Below are 17,548 nucleotides of genomic sequence, written 5' to 3'. Positions count from 1 at the left end.
CCTGCGTTGGAGCCCAAGACGCACGCAACGTCTGCGCGGCGCATCCTCTCGGGGCAGGAAGCCGCCGGGCCCGCATGCCCTCGAGGGCAGGGCCGTGGGGCAGGGGAGTGGTTTCGTCAGGCCCCACCCGTTTCGGCGTCCCTGGAGGGCGAGCACTCCCTCCGGGATCGTTCAACGGCAGGACCGCGGGCTTTGACCCCGCAGATGCAGGTTCGACCCCTGCTCCCGGAAACGCTGGAATCGAGCGCCGTGCTCAGCTCCCGAGCAGCTTCTTGAAGGAGCCATCCTCCAGCGCCTTGCGCGTATCGTCGAAGCCGCCCACGAGCACGCCGCGCACGAAGACCTGGGGGAAGGTGGGCCAGCCACTCCACAGCTTGATGGCGAGCCGCTGCTTCCACATGCCGAAGTAACTGCCGTACTCCAGGTAGGTGAATGGGATGTTGGCCTGCTCGAGCGTCTGGCGCACGCGCTTGACGACGGGGTTCTGCGCCATGCCCACCACCACCACGGCGTCTTTCTCCACGGCGGCGCGGACCTGGTCCACGATGTCGCGGTGGAATCCCTTCATGGCCTCGGTCGCGGAGGGGGTGCGCTTGTCTTCAGGAAGGAGGGGACGGGGGTCGGTCATAGGGGCGAGCACCTTAACATGGTGCGTCAGGAGCCGGTGTCAGGGTTCGAGGACCTCCGCGTCTCTATTGGGAGAGGGCGGTGGCCAGGCCGGAGACGGCGAAGCCGGGCGCGACGAACCCCAAGCATGCGATGGATGCCGGTTCCTCCGCGCGCTCGCCGGGCCTGGCCTGGCCACCGGCTCCCTTCCAGTTCCTATCGGGGAGCACGGGGTATCCACACCTACTGTCAGGGTGGTGTACAACAGGGGGTCGATGGAGCTCTCCCCGGTCAGGACCCACCTGTCGTCGCCTCTCTCGATCAACGCGACCTCGCTCGCGTCCGATGAGGCACGCGCCTTCCTGCAGGAGCGGCTCGAGCTCCTCTTCCGGTCCCTGTTCTTCCTCACCTCCGCCTTCTATGTGGTCACCTCCGGGGCGGCCGTCCTCTTCGTCGGCGTGCCCTGGGCCCACGCCCTGTTCGCGCCCAACTATGCCTTTCACCTGGTTGGCGCCTGCCTCTCGCTCATCCTCTGGATGATCTGCCGGAGGGGGCCCCTCTCCCTGCGCACCCTGTCCTGGGTGGACAGCGCCGGTCTGCTGGGCGTGCTCTTCCTGCTCAAGCTGGACGCCTACTTCGACGCGGATCCCCTGTCGCTGCTGCTCGTCACCAACGGCGCCCTCATCTCCCACTCCGTCATCGTCCCGAGCACCGTGCGCCGGGCGTTCTGGATTTCGCTGCTCGGCGCCCTGCCGGACGGAGCCGTCGTCGCCGTGATGTCCCAGGTGCGCCAGCATTCAGGCTCGGATGTGCCCACGCTGGATGCCGTGCTCTGGAGCGGCGTGGCCGTCTTCATGTCCACCCTCGTCTCCCAGGTCATCTACGGCCTGCGCAAACAGGTGCAGGCGGCGCGCAAGCTGGGCCAGTACACGCTCATCATGCGTCTGGGTGCCGGGGCCATGGGCGAGGTCTATCTGGCCAGCCATGCCCTGCTGCGCCGCCACACCGCCATCAAGCTGCTGCGCAACGACGCGGACGGCCACGGCATGGAGCGCTTCGAGCGCGAGGTGCAGCTCACCAGCCAGCTCACCCATCCCAACACCATCGCCATCTACGACTACGGCCGCACCGCGGACGGGCTCTTCTATTACGTGATGGAGTACCTGGAGGGTGTGGACCTGGATGGGCTGCTCATGGTGGACGGGCCCCAGCCTCCCGCGCGGATCATCCACATGCTGCGCCAGGTGTGCGGCGCGCTCGAGGAGGCACATGGGCTGGGGCTGCTCCACCGTGACATCAAGCCCGCCAACCTGTTCCTGTGCCGGCGGCGCGGCATGCCGGACCTCGTGAAGGTGCTCGACTTCGGGCTGGTGAAGGAGGTGGGCAGCGATGACCTGTCCGCCTCGCGGGTGCACATGGTCGTCGGCACGCCGCTCTACCTGGCTCCCGAGGCCATCGTCACCCCGGGGCGGGTGGATGCTCGCGCGGACCTGTATTCGCTGGGCGCGGTGGGCTACGCGCTGCTCACCGGCTGCCACGTCTTCGAGGGCCGCACCTCGGTGGAGATCTGCTCGCACCACCTGCACACGGCGCCCACGCCCCCGGGCGCGCGGCTGGGCCGGGAGCTGCCGAGGGACCTGTGCGACATCCTCATGCGCTGCCTGTCGAAGCACCCCGATGACCGGTTCGCCAGTGCCCGGGAGCTGCGCCTGGCGCTGGATGCGTGCGCGGACGCGGGGCGGTGGACGGAGGACGACGCCGAGCGCTGGTGGATGATGAACGGCTCCAACATGGAGACGGCCAGGCCCCGGAGAGACCCCTCGGGCCTCACCGGGACGCAGACGCTGGTGACGCAGCTGGTGGACCGCGTGGCGTAGCGCCGCTGCTCACTGCTCGGTGGCGAATTCCCGCCATATCTCGAGGAAGGCGCGCGGCGTCTCCAGGTTGGGCGAGTGTCCCACGCCCTTCATCACGTGGTGACGGGCCCCCAGGAGGCTGGCGCAGCGTTTGCCCATGTCCACGGTGGAGAGGGGATCCGTCTCGCCGCTCACCACCAGGGAGGGGAGGGCGTGCAGAGCCTTCAGGCGCTCGCCGGGGGCCCAGTCCACCAGGGCCTGGATCGTGGCGAGCGAGGCGTCGCGGTTCTGCTGGTGGCCCTCGTCGAGGAGCTGCTGCCACAGGGAGTCATCCGGGGCGCCCGGGGCCATGCCCCGCATGGCGGTCGCGAAGTACTCCCGGCTGTCGTGGAGGGAGAGCTGGTGCGAGGGCAGGTTGTACGCCGCGGGCATGCCATCCACCCAGGCGGGTGCCAGCACGGTGAGCGTGTGCACGCGCTCCGGGTGCTCGAGCGCGAGCTGCATCGCCACCGCGCTGCCGAGAGAGTGGCCGATCAGGTGCACCCGCATCAGCCCCAGGGCATCGAGCAGGCCGTGCAGGTCCGCCGCGTGCGTGGGGATGGACTGGGGGAGCGGGGGGCCGCGGGTGAGGCCGCGTCCGCGCAGATCATGGGAGATGGCGCGAAGGCCGGGTGGGATCAGCTCCATGAAAGGCTGCCACCACAGGCTCGTGGTCCAGTTGCCGGAAATCAGCACCAGCGGCGAGCCCTGACCGCGCTCCCGGTAGTGCACCTCGAGGTCTCCAACACGCTGCATGGGCATGGTGGAGCGGGAGCCTAATCTCCTTCAGGGAACATGGCCGTGCCCATTTCCCCACGGCCATTTCCCCGCGGCCCATTTCCCCCAGCCATTTACCCGCGGCCATTTCCCCTCTCCCCTCGGGAGAGGGACGGGGTGAGGGTATCGGGTGAACCCGGGTTGAACCCTCTGTCCCCATTGTGGGTCACGGGTTGGAGAACGGGCCCGGACACCCTCACCCCCACCCTCTCCCGGAGGGCGAGGGAGTGTGGCTCACAGCTCCTCGAGGAACTCGTCGTTGTACGTGTAGCGGCTGAGCCGCTTGACGAGCGCCTCCATGGCCTCCACGGGCTTCACCGCGAAGAGCATCTGGCGCATCTTCTTCACCTTCTCGTACTCCTTGTGGGTGAAGAGCTTCTCCTCCTTGCGCGTGCCGGACTGGCCGATGTTGATGGCCGGGAAGATGCGCTTCTCCGCGAGGAACCGGTCCAGCGTCACCTCGGAGTTACCGGTGCCCTTGAACTCCTCGAAGATGACCTCGTCCATGCGGCTGCCCGTGTCGATGAGCGCCGTGCCCACGATGGTCAGGCTGCCGGCCTCCTCGGTGGCGCGCGCCGCGCCGAAGATGCGCTTGGGCCGCTCCAGCGCGCGGCTGTCCACGCCACCCGAGAGCGTCCGGCCCGAGTTGTCCACTTCCTTGTTGTAGGCGCGTGCCAGTCGCGTGATGGAGTCCAGGAGGATCATCACGTCCTTGCCGCTCTCCACCAGCCGCCGCGCCCGCTCCAGCGCCAGCTCGGCGATCTTCAGGTGGTCTCCCGTCGGCCGGTCCGAGCTCGAGGCCAGCACCTCGGCCTTGATGCTGCGGCGCATGTCCGTCACCTCTTCCGGGCGCTCGTCGATGAGCAGCACCATGAGGTGGATTTCCGGGTGGTTGGCCACCACCGCCTGGGCAATGCGCTGCAGCATGATCGTCTTGCCCGTCTTCGGCGGCGCCACGATGAGGGCGCGCTGGCCCTTGCCGATGGGGGCGATCAGATCCATCACCCGCGTCACCATCTCGCGGTGGCCGTTCTCCAGCTTGATGCGCTCCACCGGATCCACGGAGGTGAGGTCCGCGAAGTGGGGCTGGCGGCCCACCTGGTCCAGCGGGCGGCCGTCCACCTGCTCCACGCGCTGGATGAGGCCCTTGTTGCCCTTCGTCTGCGCGAGCGCGTGGAGGTACTGGCCCGAGCGCAGCCGGAGTTTCTGCACCAGGTTCTTCGGAATCTCCGCGTCGTCCGGCGAGGGCAGCAGGTTGCGCTTGAGCTGCCGCAGGTAGGCGTTGGGGCCCTTCACCTCGGTGTCGAGCACGCCCTCCACCGGTGCCAGCGAGGGCTGGGGTGCCGGCTGATGCTGCCTCGGCTGCCCACCCTGGTGGTGCCCGTGCTGCCCGTGCTGACCCTGCTGGCCGTGCTGACCCTGCTGGGGCTGCTGCTGCTGGGCCTGCTGCTGCGCCATCCGCTGCTGGTACTGCTGCAGCTCCTGGGGCGTGAGGAACACCTGCTGCGGCTGGCCGTCCGGACCGGCCACCATGCGGTAGGCCTGCCCTTCCGGGGTGAACTGCACCTGGGCACCCCTGCGGCGACGGCGGCGGCGGCGGCGGCGGCCTCCACCCTGGCCGGGCGGGCCACCCCCGGGCTGTCCCTGTCCAGGGGCCGAGCCCTCGCCCTCGTCGGGGCCGTCATCGCCCTCGTCATCGCCGTCGTCCATGTCCGGGGGCGCCTCGGCGCGGGCGGCCATGGGGGTCGGGAGGTCTCGGGGGTCGCGGTTGTCGGTTTCGCTCATGGGTCTACGGAGTTCGGCGCGTCCCCTGGGAAGAAGTCCCCGGCCGGAGGCGCACGAGGTACAGCGGTCTGTGGGACAGAAGCCCGGCGCGGGGTCTTGGGGACAGCTCGCGCCTGGCACGAGCCACCCGCCGACCGAACCGCCGGCCCCTGGAGCGTCCCGGCGGCCTCGTGGGCCACCGGAAAGCGCTCCACAACATTAACAGAGGACCCGCCGGGCGCCTGGAGAATTTCGCCCTCCGTGTCCTCTTGGAGACGTCAGCGGACCCGCAGGGTGTAGGGCTGGACGGCCTTGAGACCCGGTTCCAGCAACCAGGGGGCGTCCAGGCCCGCCTCGCGCACGAGCGCCTGCACCCCGGGCGGCAGGGCGGGTTCCAGCACGGGCCCCAGGTTCAGCTCGGGAAGGGCGGCTTCGCCCACCCCGGGCTCTCCGCCCGGGGACGAGAACAGCCCTCGCGCGTCGCCCTCCATCACCAGGTCCAGCTCCTCCCGGGCGGGCACGCCGGCCCGTTTGCGCGCCGCCTCCACCGCTTCCATCAGGCCCCCCATGTTGTCCACCAGGCCACGCTCCTTCGCCGCGGTGCCCGCCCACACCCGTCCCCGCGCGATGGCATCCACCTTCGCCTTGTCCAGCTTCCGCTCCACGGACACCTGGGTGATGAAGTCGTCGTAGCTCGAGTCCACCCAGGCCTGCATCGCCTTCTGCTCCGCCTCCGTCCACGGCTGCCAGATGCCGAGCAAGTCGGCCATGGGCGCCCGGCTGATGGTCTCCTGGTTCACCCCCAGCTTGTCGCCCAGCAGGCCGCGCAGCGCGGGCTTGTAATAGAAGACGCCGATACTTCCCGTCAGGGTGGTGGGCGAGGCCCAGATTTCATGGGCGCCCATGGCGGCGTAGTAGCCACCCGAGGCCGCCACGTCCCCCATGGAGGCGATGACGGGCTTGTGCTTCTTCGCCTCCAGCACGGCGCGGTACATCAGCTCCGAGGCCAGGACGTCTCCGCCGCCCGAGTCCACCCGCAGCACGATGGCGGCCACCTTCGGGTCCCGCTGGGCCCGCTCCAGGGCGAGCACCACCGTCTCCGCGCCGGCGATCGCCTCGCCCCCCAGCGGAGGCTTGCGGCTCTTCCCTCCGGCGATGGCGCCCAGCACCTGCACCACGGCGATGCGGCGGCGCCCGGTCCAGCGCAGCTCCCGCTCGTCCCGGGGCGAGTAGGTGGGGTTGTACGAGGCCCCGGGCACCAGCTTCTTCAGCTTGTCCTCCAGCTCCTCGGGCAGCAGCACTCCGTCCACCAGCCCCAGCTCCCTGGCCTGGGTGGCGGTGAGGATGCCGGCGCTCCAGGCCTCCCGGAGGCGCTCGGGGGTGATGCGGCGCGCCTTCGTCACCGTCGCCACGTCATGGGCCACCTGGGTGTCCAGGTAGGCCTCGATCGTCTCACGCTGGGCGGGACTCATGTCGCGGCGGGTGAGCTGCTCGGGGGCCGTCTTGTACTCGCCCACGCGTGCCACGTCCCAGGTGACGCCCAGCTTCTCCATCGTCCCGCCCAGGGTCGTCACGTGGGCGGACAGGCCGTTGATGAGCAGCGACGAGGAGGGCAGCGCGTACACCTCGTCCGCCGCCGAGCCCACGAAGAACTCCAGGTCACCCACGTTGTAGAGCACCGCCAGCACCTTCTTGCCGGCCGCGCGCATCCGCAGCACCGCCTGGTGCAGCTCCTCGGCCTTGCCCCAGTCCACACCCGGCAGGCCCGACACCTTCAGCACCACGCCCTCGAGCCGTGGATCCTTCGTGGCCTCGTGCATCCACCGCGTCAGCCGCAGGTACGGGTCCGGCTCGGTGAAGCCGAGCAGCGACAGGGTTCCGCCCCGCTCCCTCAACTCGTCGTCCAGGTCCAGCATCGCCACCGAGCCCCCGCCGAGATTCAGGGGCGCGTACTTCTGGCCGGAGATGCGCACCGCCACCACATGGTCCGAGCCGCCGCCCTGGGCGCCTCCACCGGCGTAGGTGAGGCCGAAGTGCGAGCTGTCCAGCGTGGCGGCCAGTTGCAGCGCCACGGTGCGGTCACCCCCGAGCCCATGCGAGAGGCCCGCGCCCAGTCCGAAGCCGGGCACGATGGCGGCCTGCACCGTGTACGTGAGGCGCCCCTCGTCCCAGGCGCCCTCCGCGGCGAGGTAGTCCGCGCCCAGCGTCACGCGCTCGCCGAAGGGCCGCACGCCCACGGCCAGGCTGTAGCTGCGGGGCAGGGTGTAGGGCCCCTCCTCGGGAGCGTTCACGTCCTTCACCACCGCCGCCACGGAGAGGAAGCGCGTGGGGCGCACGGTGAGGCCCAGGTCGATGCCGTACAGCCTGTCCAGCGAGGCATCGCGCGAGGAGAGGTTGTGGTAGCCCACGCCCAGCGACAGCCGCCGGGAGCCGAGCGCCAGGCCGAAGGACGTCTTGCGATAGTCCGGCAGCCCCTGCCCGCGTATCCACTCCATGCTGAAGCCGGCGCCCAGGCCGCCCAGCGTCGTGCCCAGGTAGACGCCGTCACCCAACTGGTCGCGCACGAGGTTGCGCTCGTGCAGGTAGAAGAGCTGCGGGGGCCCCACGAAGCGCAGGCCGGCGGGGTTGACGGAGAGCGCGGTGGCTTCGTCCACCAACGCGGCGGAGGTGGGGGGCAGCGTCACCCCGCGCGGCGGCGTGGCGGGTTGGACGATGAGCCCCGTCTGTGCGAGCGCGAGGCCGGGGAGCAGCAGCAACAGGGAGAGGGCACGCATGGCCCTCCAGACTGTAGGCGCCGCGCTCCGGCGTACAAGCGCCGCGTCTCACCAATCTTCGGTACCGTTCACTCCCTCCAGCGGATCGCCCTTCTTGCCCTTCTTCTCCTGGTCGCGCCGCTTGCCGCCGCGGTCCTCGCGGTTCCACTCGTCCATGCCGTGGCTGTTCTCCAGTGGATCCGAGGACTTCACCCGCTTCTCCGCGCCGCCCTCGGCATTGTTCAGCAGGTGATTGACCAGCCGGGCCATCTCCGACTTGAGCTGGCCGAATTCGTCGCCCTGCAGCACCACGCGCCGCACGCCGAGCCGCTTGCCGTCCTTCATGTCGAACAGGCCCAGCACCAGCTCGGTGGTGCCGCTGTCCGGAATGTCACGCACCGTGCCCACGAAACCCCGCTCCAGCCCGAGCGCCTTGCCCAGCCCGGCCACCGCCTGGCTGGAGGTGGCGTTGGCGCGCATCACCTCGTTGGCCACCGTGTCCAGCCGGGCGTCATAGGCCTTGTAGTCGTCCGTGGGCTGCAGCGCGGCGCTCGCCTCCACGTCATCCGGGCTCACCTCGAGCAGCTGCCCGTACACGCGGAAGCCGGCGCGCTCCAGGCGCAGCAGGTGCTTGCCCACCGGCAGCGTGGACACCGTCACCGGGGTGTAGCCCTTGAACTCGTTGTCGATGTAGACGCGCGCCCCGGCCGGACGGGACTTCACCGTCGCCCCGCCGCGCAGCGCCGCGTGCACGCCCGTGGCCACCTGCACCCGGAGCGCGATGAAGTCGCGGCTGTAACGCTTGGTGTCCAGCTCGTAGGTGGGGTTGAGCGCCATCAGGTCCAACAGCGCCAGCTTCGTCTCCTCGACGTCACCGCGCTGGTGCATCACCGCGGCGTAGAGGGCGGTGGCGTCACACAGCGGATTGCACGAGGCCGTCATCGCCGGAGCCGCCTTCTGCAGCTCCTTCATGGTGGCGCGGATCTTCAGCTCCGCCTCCTCGTACTGCTTCTTGTCGAAGGCGGCGAGGCTCTCCTCGAGCCCCTGCTTGCCTCGCTTGAGCGCGACCAGCGCCTCGTCGTCCTGCGGCAGGCCGAAGAGATCCTCGGGCTTGCGCAGGGTGTAGCCCTGGAACTCGGTCAGGGCCTCGTTCATGTAGCTCTCCATCTTGGGGCCGCTCGACTCGGCCGTGGGGTCCATGGGGACGAGGAGCGAGGCGATGCGCTGGGGCTTGGGAGGCGGGGGAGCCGCCAGCGCGAGGGAGGGGAGCAGCAGAAGCACAAGGGCTTTCATGACGTGGACCTCGGGGAAGGGCCGTGAGGGGTGCTACCAACCAGCACCGAAGTTGCCGAGCCGGATGCCCAGGGGTTTCTGGGGCTGGGATGCCAGCAGGATGCCCGCGGTGGTGGCCGCCGCCACCCCGCCCACCGCCGCCCAGAACCAGGGCTTCTTCATGACCGCGGGCAGGGCCAGGGGCAGCGAGGGGCCAGACACGTGCTGGCCGGTGAGGAAGGCATGCACCTGCTGCACGGCGGAATCGCGGCTGCGGGGCTCATCGGGATGGAACTTCACCCCGCGCAGGCGGTTCTTCATCTGCACGTCCCAGGCATACAGCACGGCCTCGGTGCGGCCACCGCGGTCCTGCTCCATCCGGGCGAGCACCACGTAGCGTGCGCCGAGCTTCTCGCCGAGCTCCGCCACTCCCTTCGGGAGCGTGTCGGACGTGAGGGAGCGGGAGGCGGACACGTTGGCGGCCAGCTCACGCACCGCGGCGAGGCCCGGGGTGGGCTCCAGCGTGGGGCGCAGCTCACCGCGCTGGGAGGGCGCCACCTGATGGAAGACGCCGAAGGGGACGTAACCGGGGAGGGTGAGCACCACCGGGTGGGAGCCGGGCGCGAGCTCCACGTCCTTCAGCGGCGTGGTGCCGAGGCTCTCGCCCTTCACGGCCACCTGCGCGCCGGAGGGCACGGAGTCGATGGCGAGCGTGCCGCGCGGCTGTTGGGACAGGGTTTCCTTCGCGGCGCTGAAGGCGTCCTGCACGTCCTGCCCGAAGAGCGCGGACTCGGGCTGGCGGGAGGGAGCCAGGAGCTGCGCCCGGACGAAGGCCTCCTGCGCTCCGGCGGTGTCTCCGTTGAGCAGCCGCGAGGCGCCCAGGAACACGTAGACGCGGCTCAGCCGCTCCGGCTTCGTCTCCACCGGGTAGCGCTCGTAGAAGGCCGCCGCCTCGGCGAGCTTCTTCGCCGCGGCCTCGGGGTCCAGGTTGTCGTAGAGGCTCTTGCCCTCGTCGTAGAGGGCATCGCCCTGCTCCAGGGGGGCGGGCGGCGGGGGCGGGAAGAGGGCACCGAGGTCCACCAGCCGCACGCCCGTCTGGTCGCCGAGCGCGGCACGCAAGTCCGTCTCGGCACGGATGGCGGACGGGGTGGCGTCGGGCTTCGCGGGGACGGCCAGCACCGCGACCTGGCCCGCCCAGGTGGGGGGCGCGGGCTGGGCCGCTGGGGCCGGACTCACGGAAGCGGTTTCCATGGGAGCGGCCGGGGCCGGCGCGAGCGTTGTCCGGGGGGCCACGGGTGTATCCGCGGCCGACGTGGGCTCCTCGTCGGCGGGAGTCCCGGTGGACTCCGGGGCGGGGGCATTCTGCTCGGCGGCGGGCGCCTTCTTCTTCGCCTTCCGGGCCGAAGCGGACGAACCACGGCGGGGAGCGGCCTCGGTGACTCCGGAGGCCGTTCCCAGCAGCAGCGCGAGCGAAAGGGCGAGGGGGGTCTTCAATCGCACGGGGCATGATGCTAGCCGAGCCGGGGGCCCGCGCACCATGCCCCGCCCGGGGCTGCCTGGGTCCTACACGTCCAGGTCTTCGACCTCGTTGGCGCTCTCCATGATGAACTTGAAGCGCGCGCTGACATCCCGGCCCATCAAATCGTTGATGACCTGATCGGTGAGGAGCGGGTTGTCGATGGTCACCATCAGGCTCTGGCGGAGCTTCGGATCCAGGGTGGTCTCCTTCAGCTCGTCCGGCGTCATCTCACCCAGACCCTTGAAGCGCATGACGCTGGGCTTGGCGTTGCCCTTGGTCTTCTCGCGGATGATCCGATCGCGGTGGACCTCGTCGAGCGCCCAGTACGTCTCCTTGCCGATGTCCACCCGGAAGAGGGGCGGCTGGGCGAGGTAGATGTGCCCCTGCTCGATGAGCGGGCGCAGGTGCCGGTAGAAGAAGGTGAGCAGCAGCGTGGCGATGTGGTTGCCGTCGCTGTCGGCGTCCATCATCAGGAAGATGCGGCCGTAGCGCAGCTTGGAGATGTCGAAGTCGCTGCCGATGCCGCAGCCCAGGGCGCTGACGATGTCCGTGAGCTCCTTGTTGCCCACCACCTTGTCGGTGGAGGCCTGCTCGGCATTGAGCACCTTGCCGCGCAGCGGCAGGACGGCCTGGGTGCGCCGGTCCCGGCCCTGCTTGGCGCTGCCACCTGCGGAGTCACCTTCCACGAGGAACAGCTCGCTCTGCGCGGGGTCGGTCGAGGAGCAGTCCGCCAGCTTGCCCGGCAGGTTGAGCCGGTGGCTGACGGCCGTCTTGCGGCTGATGGCCTGGGAGGCGGCGCGGCTGGCCTCGCGGGCGCGGGCGGCCAGCGTGATGCGGGCCACCACCGACTCGGCGATGGACTTGTTGTCGTTGAGCCACTTCTCCAGCGCGGGGCGGATGACGCCGTCCACCTGGGCCGAGGTTTCCGGGTTGTTGAGGCGCCCCTTCGTCTGGCCCTGGAACTGCGGCTCCACCACGTACGTGGAGAGGATTGCCGTCACGCCCTCGCGGATGTCCTCCGCGGTGAGCGTGACGCCCTTGGGCGAGATGTCGTGCGTCTCCATGTAGTTGCGCACCGCCTTCACCACGGCGCTGCGCAGACCCGCCTCGTGCGTACCGCCCAGCGGCGTGGGGATGCCGTTGACGTACGAGCGGATGTGCTCGTCCGTGGCCTCCGTCCACACCAGCGCGGCCTCCAGGCGCACCCCGTTGTCACGCGAGTGGTAGAAGATCGTCGTGCTGCCCGAGGGCACCACCGCCTTGCCGCGCTCGGCCACCACTTTGGTGAGGTACTCGGCGATGCCGCCGTCGTGCTTGAACTCCTCCTTCACGGCGGGCGTGGCCGTCTCATCCTTCCAGATGACGGTCATGCCCTTGTGCAGGTAGCTCTTCGCCTCGAGCCGCTCGCGGATGAGCTTCGCGTCGAACTTCAGCTTCTCGCCGAAGATCTCCGGATCCGGCTCGAAGGTGATGGAGGTACCGGTGCCGCGCGCGGGGCCCTCGGCCTTGAGCGGCGTCTGGGGCTTGCCGCGGCCGTACGTCTGGACGTGGCGCTTCCCGTCGCGCTTGATCTCCACCACCATCTTGCGCGCCAGCGCGTTCACCACCGAGCTGCCCACGCCGTGCAGACCGCCCGAGTGGATGTAGTTGCCCTGCTCGAACTTACCGCCCGCGTGAAGCGTGGTGAGGATGATCTCCACCGCCGGCTTCTTGTACTTGGGCATGATGTCGATGGGGATGCCTCGCCCATCGTCGGTGATCGTCACCGTGCGGCAGTCCTTGTGGAGGGTGACTTCCACGGTGGACGCATAGCCGTTGATGACCTCGTCCACCGAGTTGTCGAGGATCTCCCACAGCAGGTGGTGATAGCCCGTGCCGTCGGTACCACCGATGTACATCGCCGGGCGCTTGCGGACCGGCTCCAGGCCCTCGAGGACCTGGATGTCCGCGCCCGTATAGGTCGTCTTCTTGGTCGTCGCCATGACAGTCTCCGGCTATTCCTTCTTCTGCTCCGGCAGCGGGATGTAGAGGGGCGCGCGCGCCACCTCCTTCACCGCGTCCTTGCGCGACATCTCGTGGCCCTTGCCACCGCGGCCCGTCACCTCGAACCTGCCCGTGTGCAGGACGAGCTTGCGGCCCTTCTGCGTCTCGAAAGCGACCCCCGCCTCCTTGTTGCCCGCTGGGGCCACCACGAAGTCCACCACCCGGTCGCCCTCGTCCACCTTGATGACGGTGACGCCCTTGCCCGGGCCGGCCAGCTCGTTGATCTCCGCCACCTTGCACACCAGGGCGGCGGTCCGCTCGGTGAGCACGCCCACCAGGTCCTTGTCCTCCACCGGCTGCACGCCGACGATCTCATCGCCCTCGCCCGTCTTGGCGTAGCGGCGCCCGGCGCGGGTGGAGAGCTCCAGGTGCGGGGCCAGCGGGAAGCGCATGCCCATGCCCTGCTTCGTGACTCCCAGCAGCTTCTCCGGGCGCCACAGGCGGGTGTCGAGCGACAGCGCGGCGACAATCCGCTCGCCGTCGTCGAACTTGAACAGCTTCTGCACCGGGTCGCCGTACCCCGTGGAGGCCGGCACGTCGTTGAAGCGCGTGACGTAGGCGGTGCCGAAGTTGCTGAAGAGGACCAGGTTCGCCCTCAGGCTTCCGGCGAGCACCGTCATCACGGCATCGCCCTCGCGCAGACGGGTGGAGGAGGGATCCTTCACCTCGCGCACGCGCTTGATCCACCCGTCGCGGGTGATGACGACGTGGGCGTCCTCGTCGGCGATGAGCGCCTCGGCGTCGAAGGTCATCTCCTCGGCACCGCCGCGGCTCACCTTGGTGCGGCGCTTCTGCATGCCGTAGGCGGCCTTCACCTCGGCCAGCTCGTCCTTCACCGTGGCCCACAGGCGCGGGTTGCTCTTGAGCAGGGCCTCCAGCTCCTTGATCTGCTTGCGCTTCTCCTTCAGCTCGTTCTGGACCACGAGGATTTCCAGGCGGGCCAGCTTGTAGAGCTTCATCTCCAGGATGGCTTCCACCTGGATCTCATCCAGCTTGAAGCGGGCGATGAGCTTCTTGGCGGCGTCCTGCTTGCCCTCGGAGGCGCGGATGATGCGGATCATCTCGTCCAGGGCGTCGTAGACCTTCTCGAAGCCCTCGAGGATGTGAACGCGCTTCTTCAGCTCGTCGAGCTGGTACTGGATGCGCCGTTTGATCACCTGCAGGCGGAAATCCAGGAAGTACTGGAGGATCTCCTTGAGCCCCAGACGCTTGGGGGTGCCCACCTCGGGGTTCTCCGGGTTGGGCACGAGGCAGGTGAGGTTGACGTTGAAGTTCGTCTGGAGCGGCGTGTTCTTGTACAGGTACGCCATGGCCAGCTCGTGGCTGGCGTCCTTCTTGAGCTCCAGGACGATGCGCACGTCCTTGGTGGACTCGTCGCGCACGTCCACGATGAGCGGCAGCTTGCGCTCGCGGACGATCTCCCCGAACTTGGCCACCAGCGTGGACTTGTTGACCGTGTAGGGGATGGAGGTGATGACGATCTGCTGGCCGCCGCGCTTGAGCTCCTCGAGCTCGTACTCGCCGCGCAGACGCACGCTGCCCTGGCCCGTCTCGTAGATCTCCTGCAGCTCCTTCTGGGAGTTGAGGATTTCGCCGCCGGTGGGGAAGTCCGGACCCTTGACCCACTTGAGCAGCTGCTTGACGGTGAGGGTGTTGTCGTCCACGAGCGCGGTGAGCGCGTCGCACAGCTCCGCCAGGTGATGGGGCGGGATGTTGGTGGCCATGCCCACGGCGATACCCGTGGTGCCGTTCATCAGCAGGTGGGGAACGCGCGAGGGAAGGACGATGGGCTCGGTGCGCGTGCCGTCGTAGTTGGGCCGGAAGTCCACCGTCTTCTGGCTCAGCTCGTTGAGGAGCTCGTCGGCGAGCTTCTCCAGACGGCACTCGGTGTAACGGTAGGCGGCGGCGGCGTCGCCATCGAGCGAGCCGAAGTTTCCGTGGCCGTCCACGAGGGGGTAGCGCAGGGAGAAGTCCTGCGCCATGCGCACGAGGGCATCGTAGATGGCGGTGTCGCCGTGCGGGTGGTAGGGGCCCATGATGGCGCCGACGACCTGGGCGCACTTCTTGTACTTGGCGTCGTGCGTGAGGTTCAGGTCGTTCCACATGCCGTAGAGGATGCGGCGCTGAACGGGCTTGAGGCCGTCACGTACGTCGGGCAGGGCGCGCGAGGTGATGACGGAGAGGGCGTAGTTGAGGTAGCGGCGGCGGGCCTCATCGGCGAGCGCGGCGGGCGTGGCACCACCGCCACCGCCTCCCGCGGCCGAGGCGGTGCCATCGCCACCGCCGCCCGAGGCTCCCTGCTTCTTCCGCGTCTTGTTATCCGCTTGTGCGAGCATGCTCATGTGTTCAGGTCAGGACCATCCGTATCCCTCTAAAACGCGGGGCGCGGCTCGCGCACTCCGGGCCCGGGACGGAAGGTGATGAGCCGGCGGGAGTACCACGGCCCACTGTGAAAGGGAACAAATTCGAGGGGTTGCAACGCCTCGGGGGTGGGGTGTCTATACATATGTTCAGTATCTGGGGCCAGAAAATCGAGTGATGAAGGGCCTCCAAGGTGAGGTCATCACGCTCGTCTGCCTGGGTTGGGACCGGGACGAGGGGTGGGAGTGGGCCGTACGGGCGGTAGGGTCCAACAGCGATGAGGAGATATTGCCTCGGGGGTCTGACACAACCTGCGTGGTTCACCTACCCGGCAGGACTTCAGGCGAGCGGAGGAGCGTGAGCACGGGCGTTGAGTTCCCCTGGCGGGAGGCCATGCGCTGGGAGCCCCCCGCTCGTTCAACCCTGGGTGCACAATGCCGGGCATGACGACCCAGGGTGCGACGAGCAGGCTTCCGACCCTCTTCATCCTCGTGGCGGGCAGCCTGTCGTTGGTCCTGCTGGCGGCCCTCGGGGCGCGCTGGCGGTTGGAACGGCGGGCGCACCAGGCCGCGGACGAGGTCGTGGCGGAAGTCCATGAGCGCCTCGCCGCCGCGGAGCGCGTGGTGCGCTCCTCCCATGTGGACGAGCCCCTCCCAGGTTCTCTCGCCGAGGCGCTCGGGCTGCTGATGCCGGAGCTCATCGCGTTCCATGACTCCGAGCCCCAGAACCCGGAGGAGGTGGACACGGCCTGCGCCGAGGTCCGCGACGGCGTACGTCCCGTCTCGGAGTTGCGCCGCGAGTGCCACGAGGCGGTCGATAGGGGCCGGCCGCTGATGCGGCGGACACTCGAGGCCTCCCGCAGGGAGGTGGGCGTGTTGCCCGAGGGGCTGCGCATCTTCGATGACCCCCAGCACCCCTACCAGCGCACGCTCTTGCTGCCGCTGATGCGCATGCTCAAGCTCGCCGCGCTCGAGGTGCGTCTCCAGACCGCGCGAGGAGAGGCCGACGCGGCCGTGGAGACCTGCCTCGATGGGCTCGCGCTCGCGCGGGACCTGTCCTACGGCAACGCGATCATCGGGTCGATGGTCTCCGCCACCAGTCATGGCTTCCTGTTCTTCTCCTGTGCCGAGGCGATTGATCGGGCCTCACCTGGCGGCCAGCAGCGGGCCGAGGTGGCGCTGCGGCGCATTCGCCCGAGCGTGGCCCCCCTCTCCACCTCCCTGCGGGATGAACGTGCCTATATGCCGCTCTGTCTGGCGGGCGCGCTGTTCGCACGGAGCCAGCTCGACGCGCTCCCGCCTGGAGCCAGGGCCGCGGCCATCGAGATGTCCGCCAAGAACCTGTTCGCCATGGACATGCCACCCATTCTCGCGCGCGAGGCGATGCTGCATGCGTGGCCCCTCATGCACGAGCGCATCGGTCAGGCCATCGCGGTGGTGGACCTTCCCCCGGACCAGCGCGCGCCCCGGCTCGCGGAGCAGACCCGTGCCATCATGAGCTCCTGGAACCCACTCGTCAGCGAGACCATCGCGGATTACGAGCGCTTCGCCGTGCGCGTGGACAAGCAGCGCGCGCAGTTGGATCTCCTGCTCGCGCTGGCGGTGGTGAAGCAGCGGCGCGCGGGGAGTGGCACATGGCCCTCCGGGCTTCCCTCCCTTTATCCCGGCCAGGAGGTGCTGCTGCCCACCGTTCTGGAGCTCCAGCCCGGTGAGGGGGACTCGCTGCTCCTCCTCCCGGAGGGCCAGACGCCCGAGCTTTCGGTCCTGGCGACGCCCTGAGCGGATTCCAGCGCGCCTTCAGTGGCCGCGTGCCTACTTGCTCTCGCCCCCGACGCGCTGGCCGCCCTGGCGTGCCGTTCCCCAGCCGCCGCGGCGGAAGATCATCACCTTGCTGTTGTTCGCACTGCCACTGAGCATGCCGGGGATGGTGGCCTGGAGCGCCTTGCCGCCGGGCGGGTGATACACGATGCGCGCCTTGCGGCCCGAGGGCACGTTGTTGCTCGCGTCGATGAGCAGGAACACCGTGTTGTCCTCGATGTGGACGCGGTCGGAATCGCGCCGGTGATCCAACTCGGCGATCAGCTCACCCTCATCAACGGTGCGGGCCCCGTCCGCGAGTTGCCTCACCTTCACGCGCAGGTAGTTGTCCGAGCTCGCACCGGACATGTCGCGCGTCCCCTGGACGATGATGGCCAGGTCCGCGCCGTTTTCGGGAGCCTTGTCGGAGAGCTTCAGGCCGGAGCGGGGGTTCGCATCCGTGTCGATCAGCACCGTCGCGTTGGCGCAGCGCGAGCCGCACTCCTGTCCGAAGGGGGGCTTCTGGAAGCGCAGCCGCAGCGCGAAGTCGCCGCCCTGGGGGCCCACTGTCGCGTCCACCACGACGGGGCGCTCCTCGTCCGCGGAGGGCGTGTGACGGAGGGTGGCCCGGTCCTTGGCCATGGCGCTCGTGGCGAGCAGGGTGAGGGCCAGGGGGAGCAGCGGTCTCTTCAAGGGTGTCTCCTCAGCGGGGGAAGGGAGGGGGCGCCATTCAAATGCGAAGCGCTGTTCCTCCTCAAGAGA

General features: G+C 69.2%; 11 protein-coding genes and 1 tRNA gene. 3 read left to right on the top strand and 9 right to left on the bottom strand.

Annotated elements, in window-relative coordinates:
• The first annotated feature begins 160 nt into the window (after positions 1-160).
• A tRNA-Gln gene (locus tag BO221_RS46785) sits at positions 161-231 on the top strand.
• A 22-nt stretch (positions 232-253) separates the two neighbouring features.
• Here BO221_RS46785 and BO221_RS46780 read toward each other — a convergent pair.
• Positions 254-628 (bottom strand): glutaredoxin domain-containing protein, encoded by a 375-nt coding sequence (locus BO221_RS46780; RefSeq protein WP_043394903.1) that lies wholly within the window; start codon positions 626-628, stop codon positions 254-256.
• A gap of 253 nt (positions 629-881) precedes the next feature.
• Between BO221_RS46780 and BO221_RS46775 the strand changes: the two genes are divergently transcribed.
• The gene (locus BO221_RS46775; RefSeq protein ID WP_083682522.1) at positions 882-2,483 is read left to right on the top strand and encodes a serine/threonine-protein kinase; all 1,602 of its coding nucleotides are present in this window, start codon (positions 882-884) and stop codon (positions 2,481-2,483) included.
• Between the two features lie 9 nt (positions 2,484-2,492).
• Here the strand turns inward: BO221_RS46775 and BO221_RS46770 are convergent, their stop codons facing one another.
• The 7 genes from BO221_RS46770 to BO221_RS46740 form a co-directional block, all read right to left on the bottom strand.
• A complete protein-coding gene (locus BO221_RS46770; protein ID WP_073567419.1) occupies positions 2,493-3,263 on the bottom strand; it encodes an alpha/beta fold hydrolase in 771 nt (256 codons plus the stop codon).
• Between the two features lie 249 nt (positions 3,264-3,512).
• Positions 3,513-5,063: a transcription termination factor Rho gene (gene rho, locus BO221_RS46765; RefSeq protein WP_073567418.1), complete on the bottom strand. Its 1,551-nt coding sequence runs from the start codon at positions 5,061-5,063 to the stop codon at positions 3,513-3,515.
• A 257-nt stretch (positions 5,064-5,320) separates the two neighbouring features.
• Positions 5,321-7,816: a signal peptide peptidase SppA gene (gene sppA, locus BO221_RS46760; RefSeq protein WP_073567417.1), complete on the bottom strand. Its 2,496-nt coding sequence runs from the start codon at positions 7,814-7,816 to the stop codon at positions 5,321-5,323.
• A 48-nt stretch (positions 7,817-7,864) separates the two neighbouring features.
• A complete protein-coding gene (locus tag BO221_RS46755) occupies positions 7,865-9,088 on the bottom strand; it encodes a PEGA domain-containing protein (RefSeq protein WP_073567416.1) in 1,224 nt (407 codons plus the stop codon).
• A 33-nt stretch (positions 9,089-9,121) separates the two neighbouring features.
• The gene (locus BO221_RS46750; protein ID WP_083682520.1) at positions 9,122-10,567 is read right to left on the bottom strand and encodes a PEGA domain-containing protein; all 1,446 of its coding nucleotides are present in this window, start codon (positions 10,565-10,567) and stop codon (positions 9,122-9,124) included.
• Between the two features lie 63 nt (positions 10,568-10,630).
• Positions 10,631-12,568, bottom strand: coding sequence for a type IIA DNA topoisomerase subunit B (locus BO221_RS46745; RefSeq protein ID WP_073567415.1), 1,938 nt, complete (start codon positions 12,566-12,568; stop codon positions 10,631-10,633).
• 12 nt (positions 12,569-12,580) lie between these two features.
• Positions 12,581-14,965, bottom strand: coding sequence for a DNA topoisomerase (ATP-hydrolyzing) subunit A (locus tag BO221_RS46740; protein WP_198956322.1), 2,385 nt, complete (start codon positions 14,963-14,965; stop codon positions 12,581-12,583).
• Positions 14,966-15,433: 468 nt separating this feature from the next.
• Here BO221_RS46740 and BO221_RS46735 point away from each other — a divergent pair, with 468 nt between their 5' ends.
• The gene (locus BO221_RS46735) at positions 15,434-16,768 is read left to right on the top strand and encodes a hypothetical protein (RefSeq protein ID WP_143196085.1); all 1,335 of its coding nucleotides are present in this window, start codon (positions 15,434-15,436) and stop codon (positions 16,766-16,768) included.
• Between the two features lie 33 nt (positions 16,769-16,801).
• Here the strand turns inward: BO221_RS46735 and BO221_RS46730 are convergent, their stop codons facing one another.
• Positions 16,802-17,479 (bottom strand): hypothetical protein, encoded by a 678-nt coding sequence (locus tag BO221_RS46730; RefSeq protein WP_073567412.1) that lies wholly within the window; start codon positions 17,477-17,479, stop codon positions 16,802-16,804.
• Positions 17,480-17,548 lie beyond the last annotated feature (69 nt).

It is taken from the genome of Archangium sp. Cb G35, from assembly GCF_001896145.1.
Taxonomy (GTDB): Bacteria; Myxococcota; Myxococcia; order Myxococcales; family Myxococcaceae; genus Archangium; species Archangium violaceum.
This window is presented reverse-complemented; position numbering and strand designations above follow the sequence as displayed.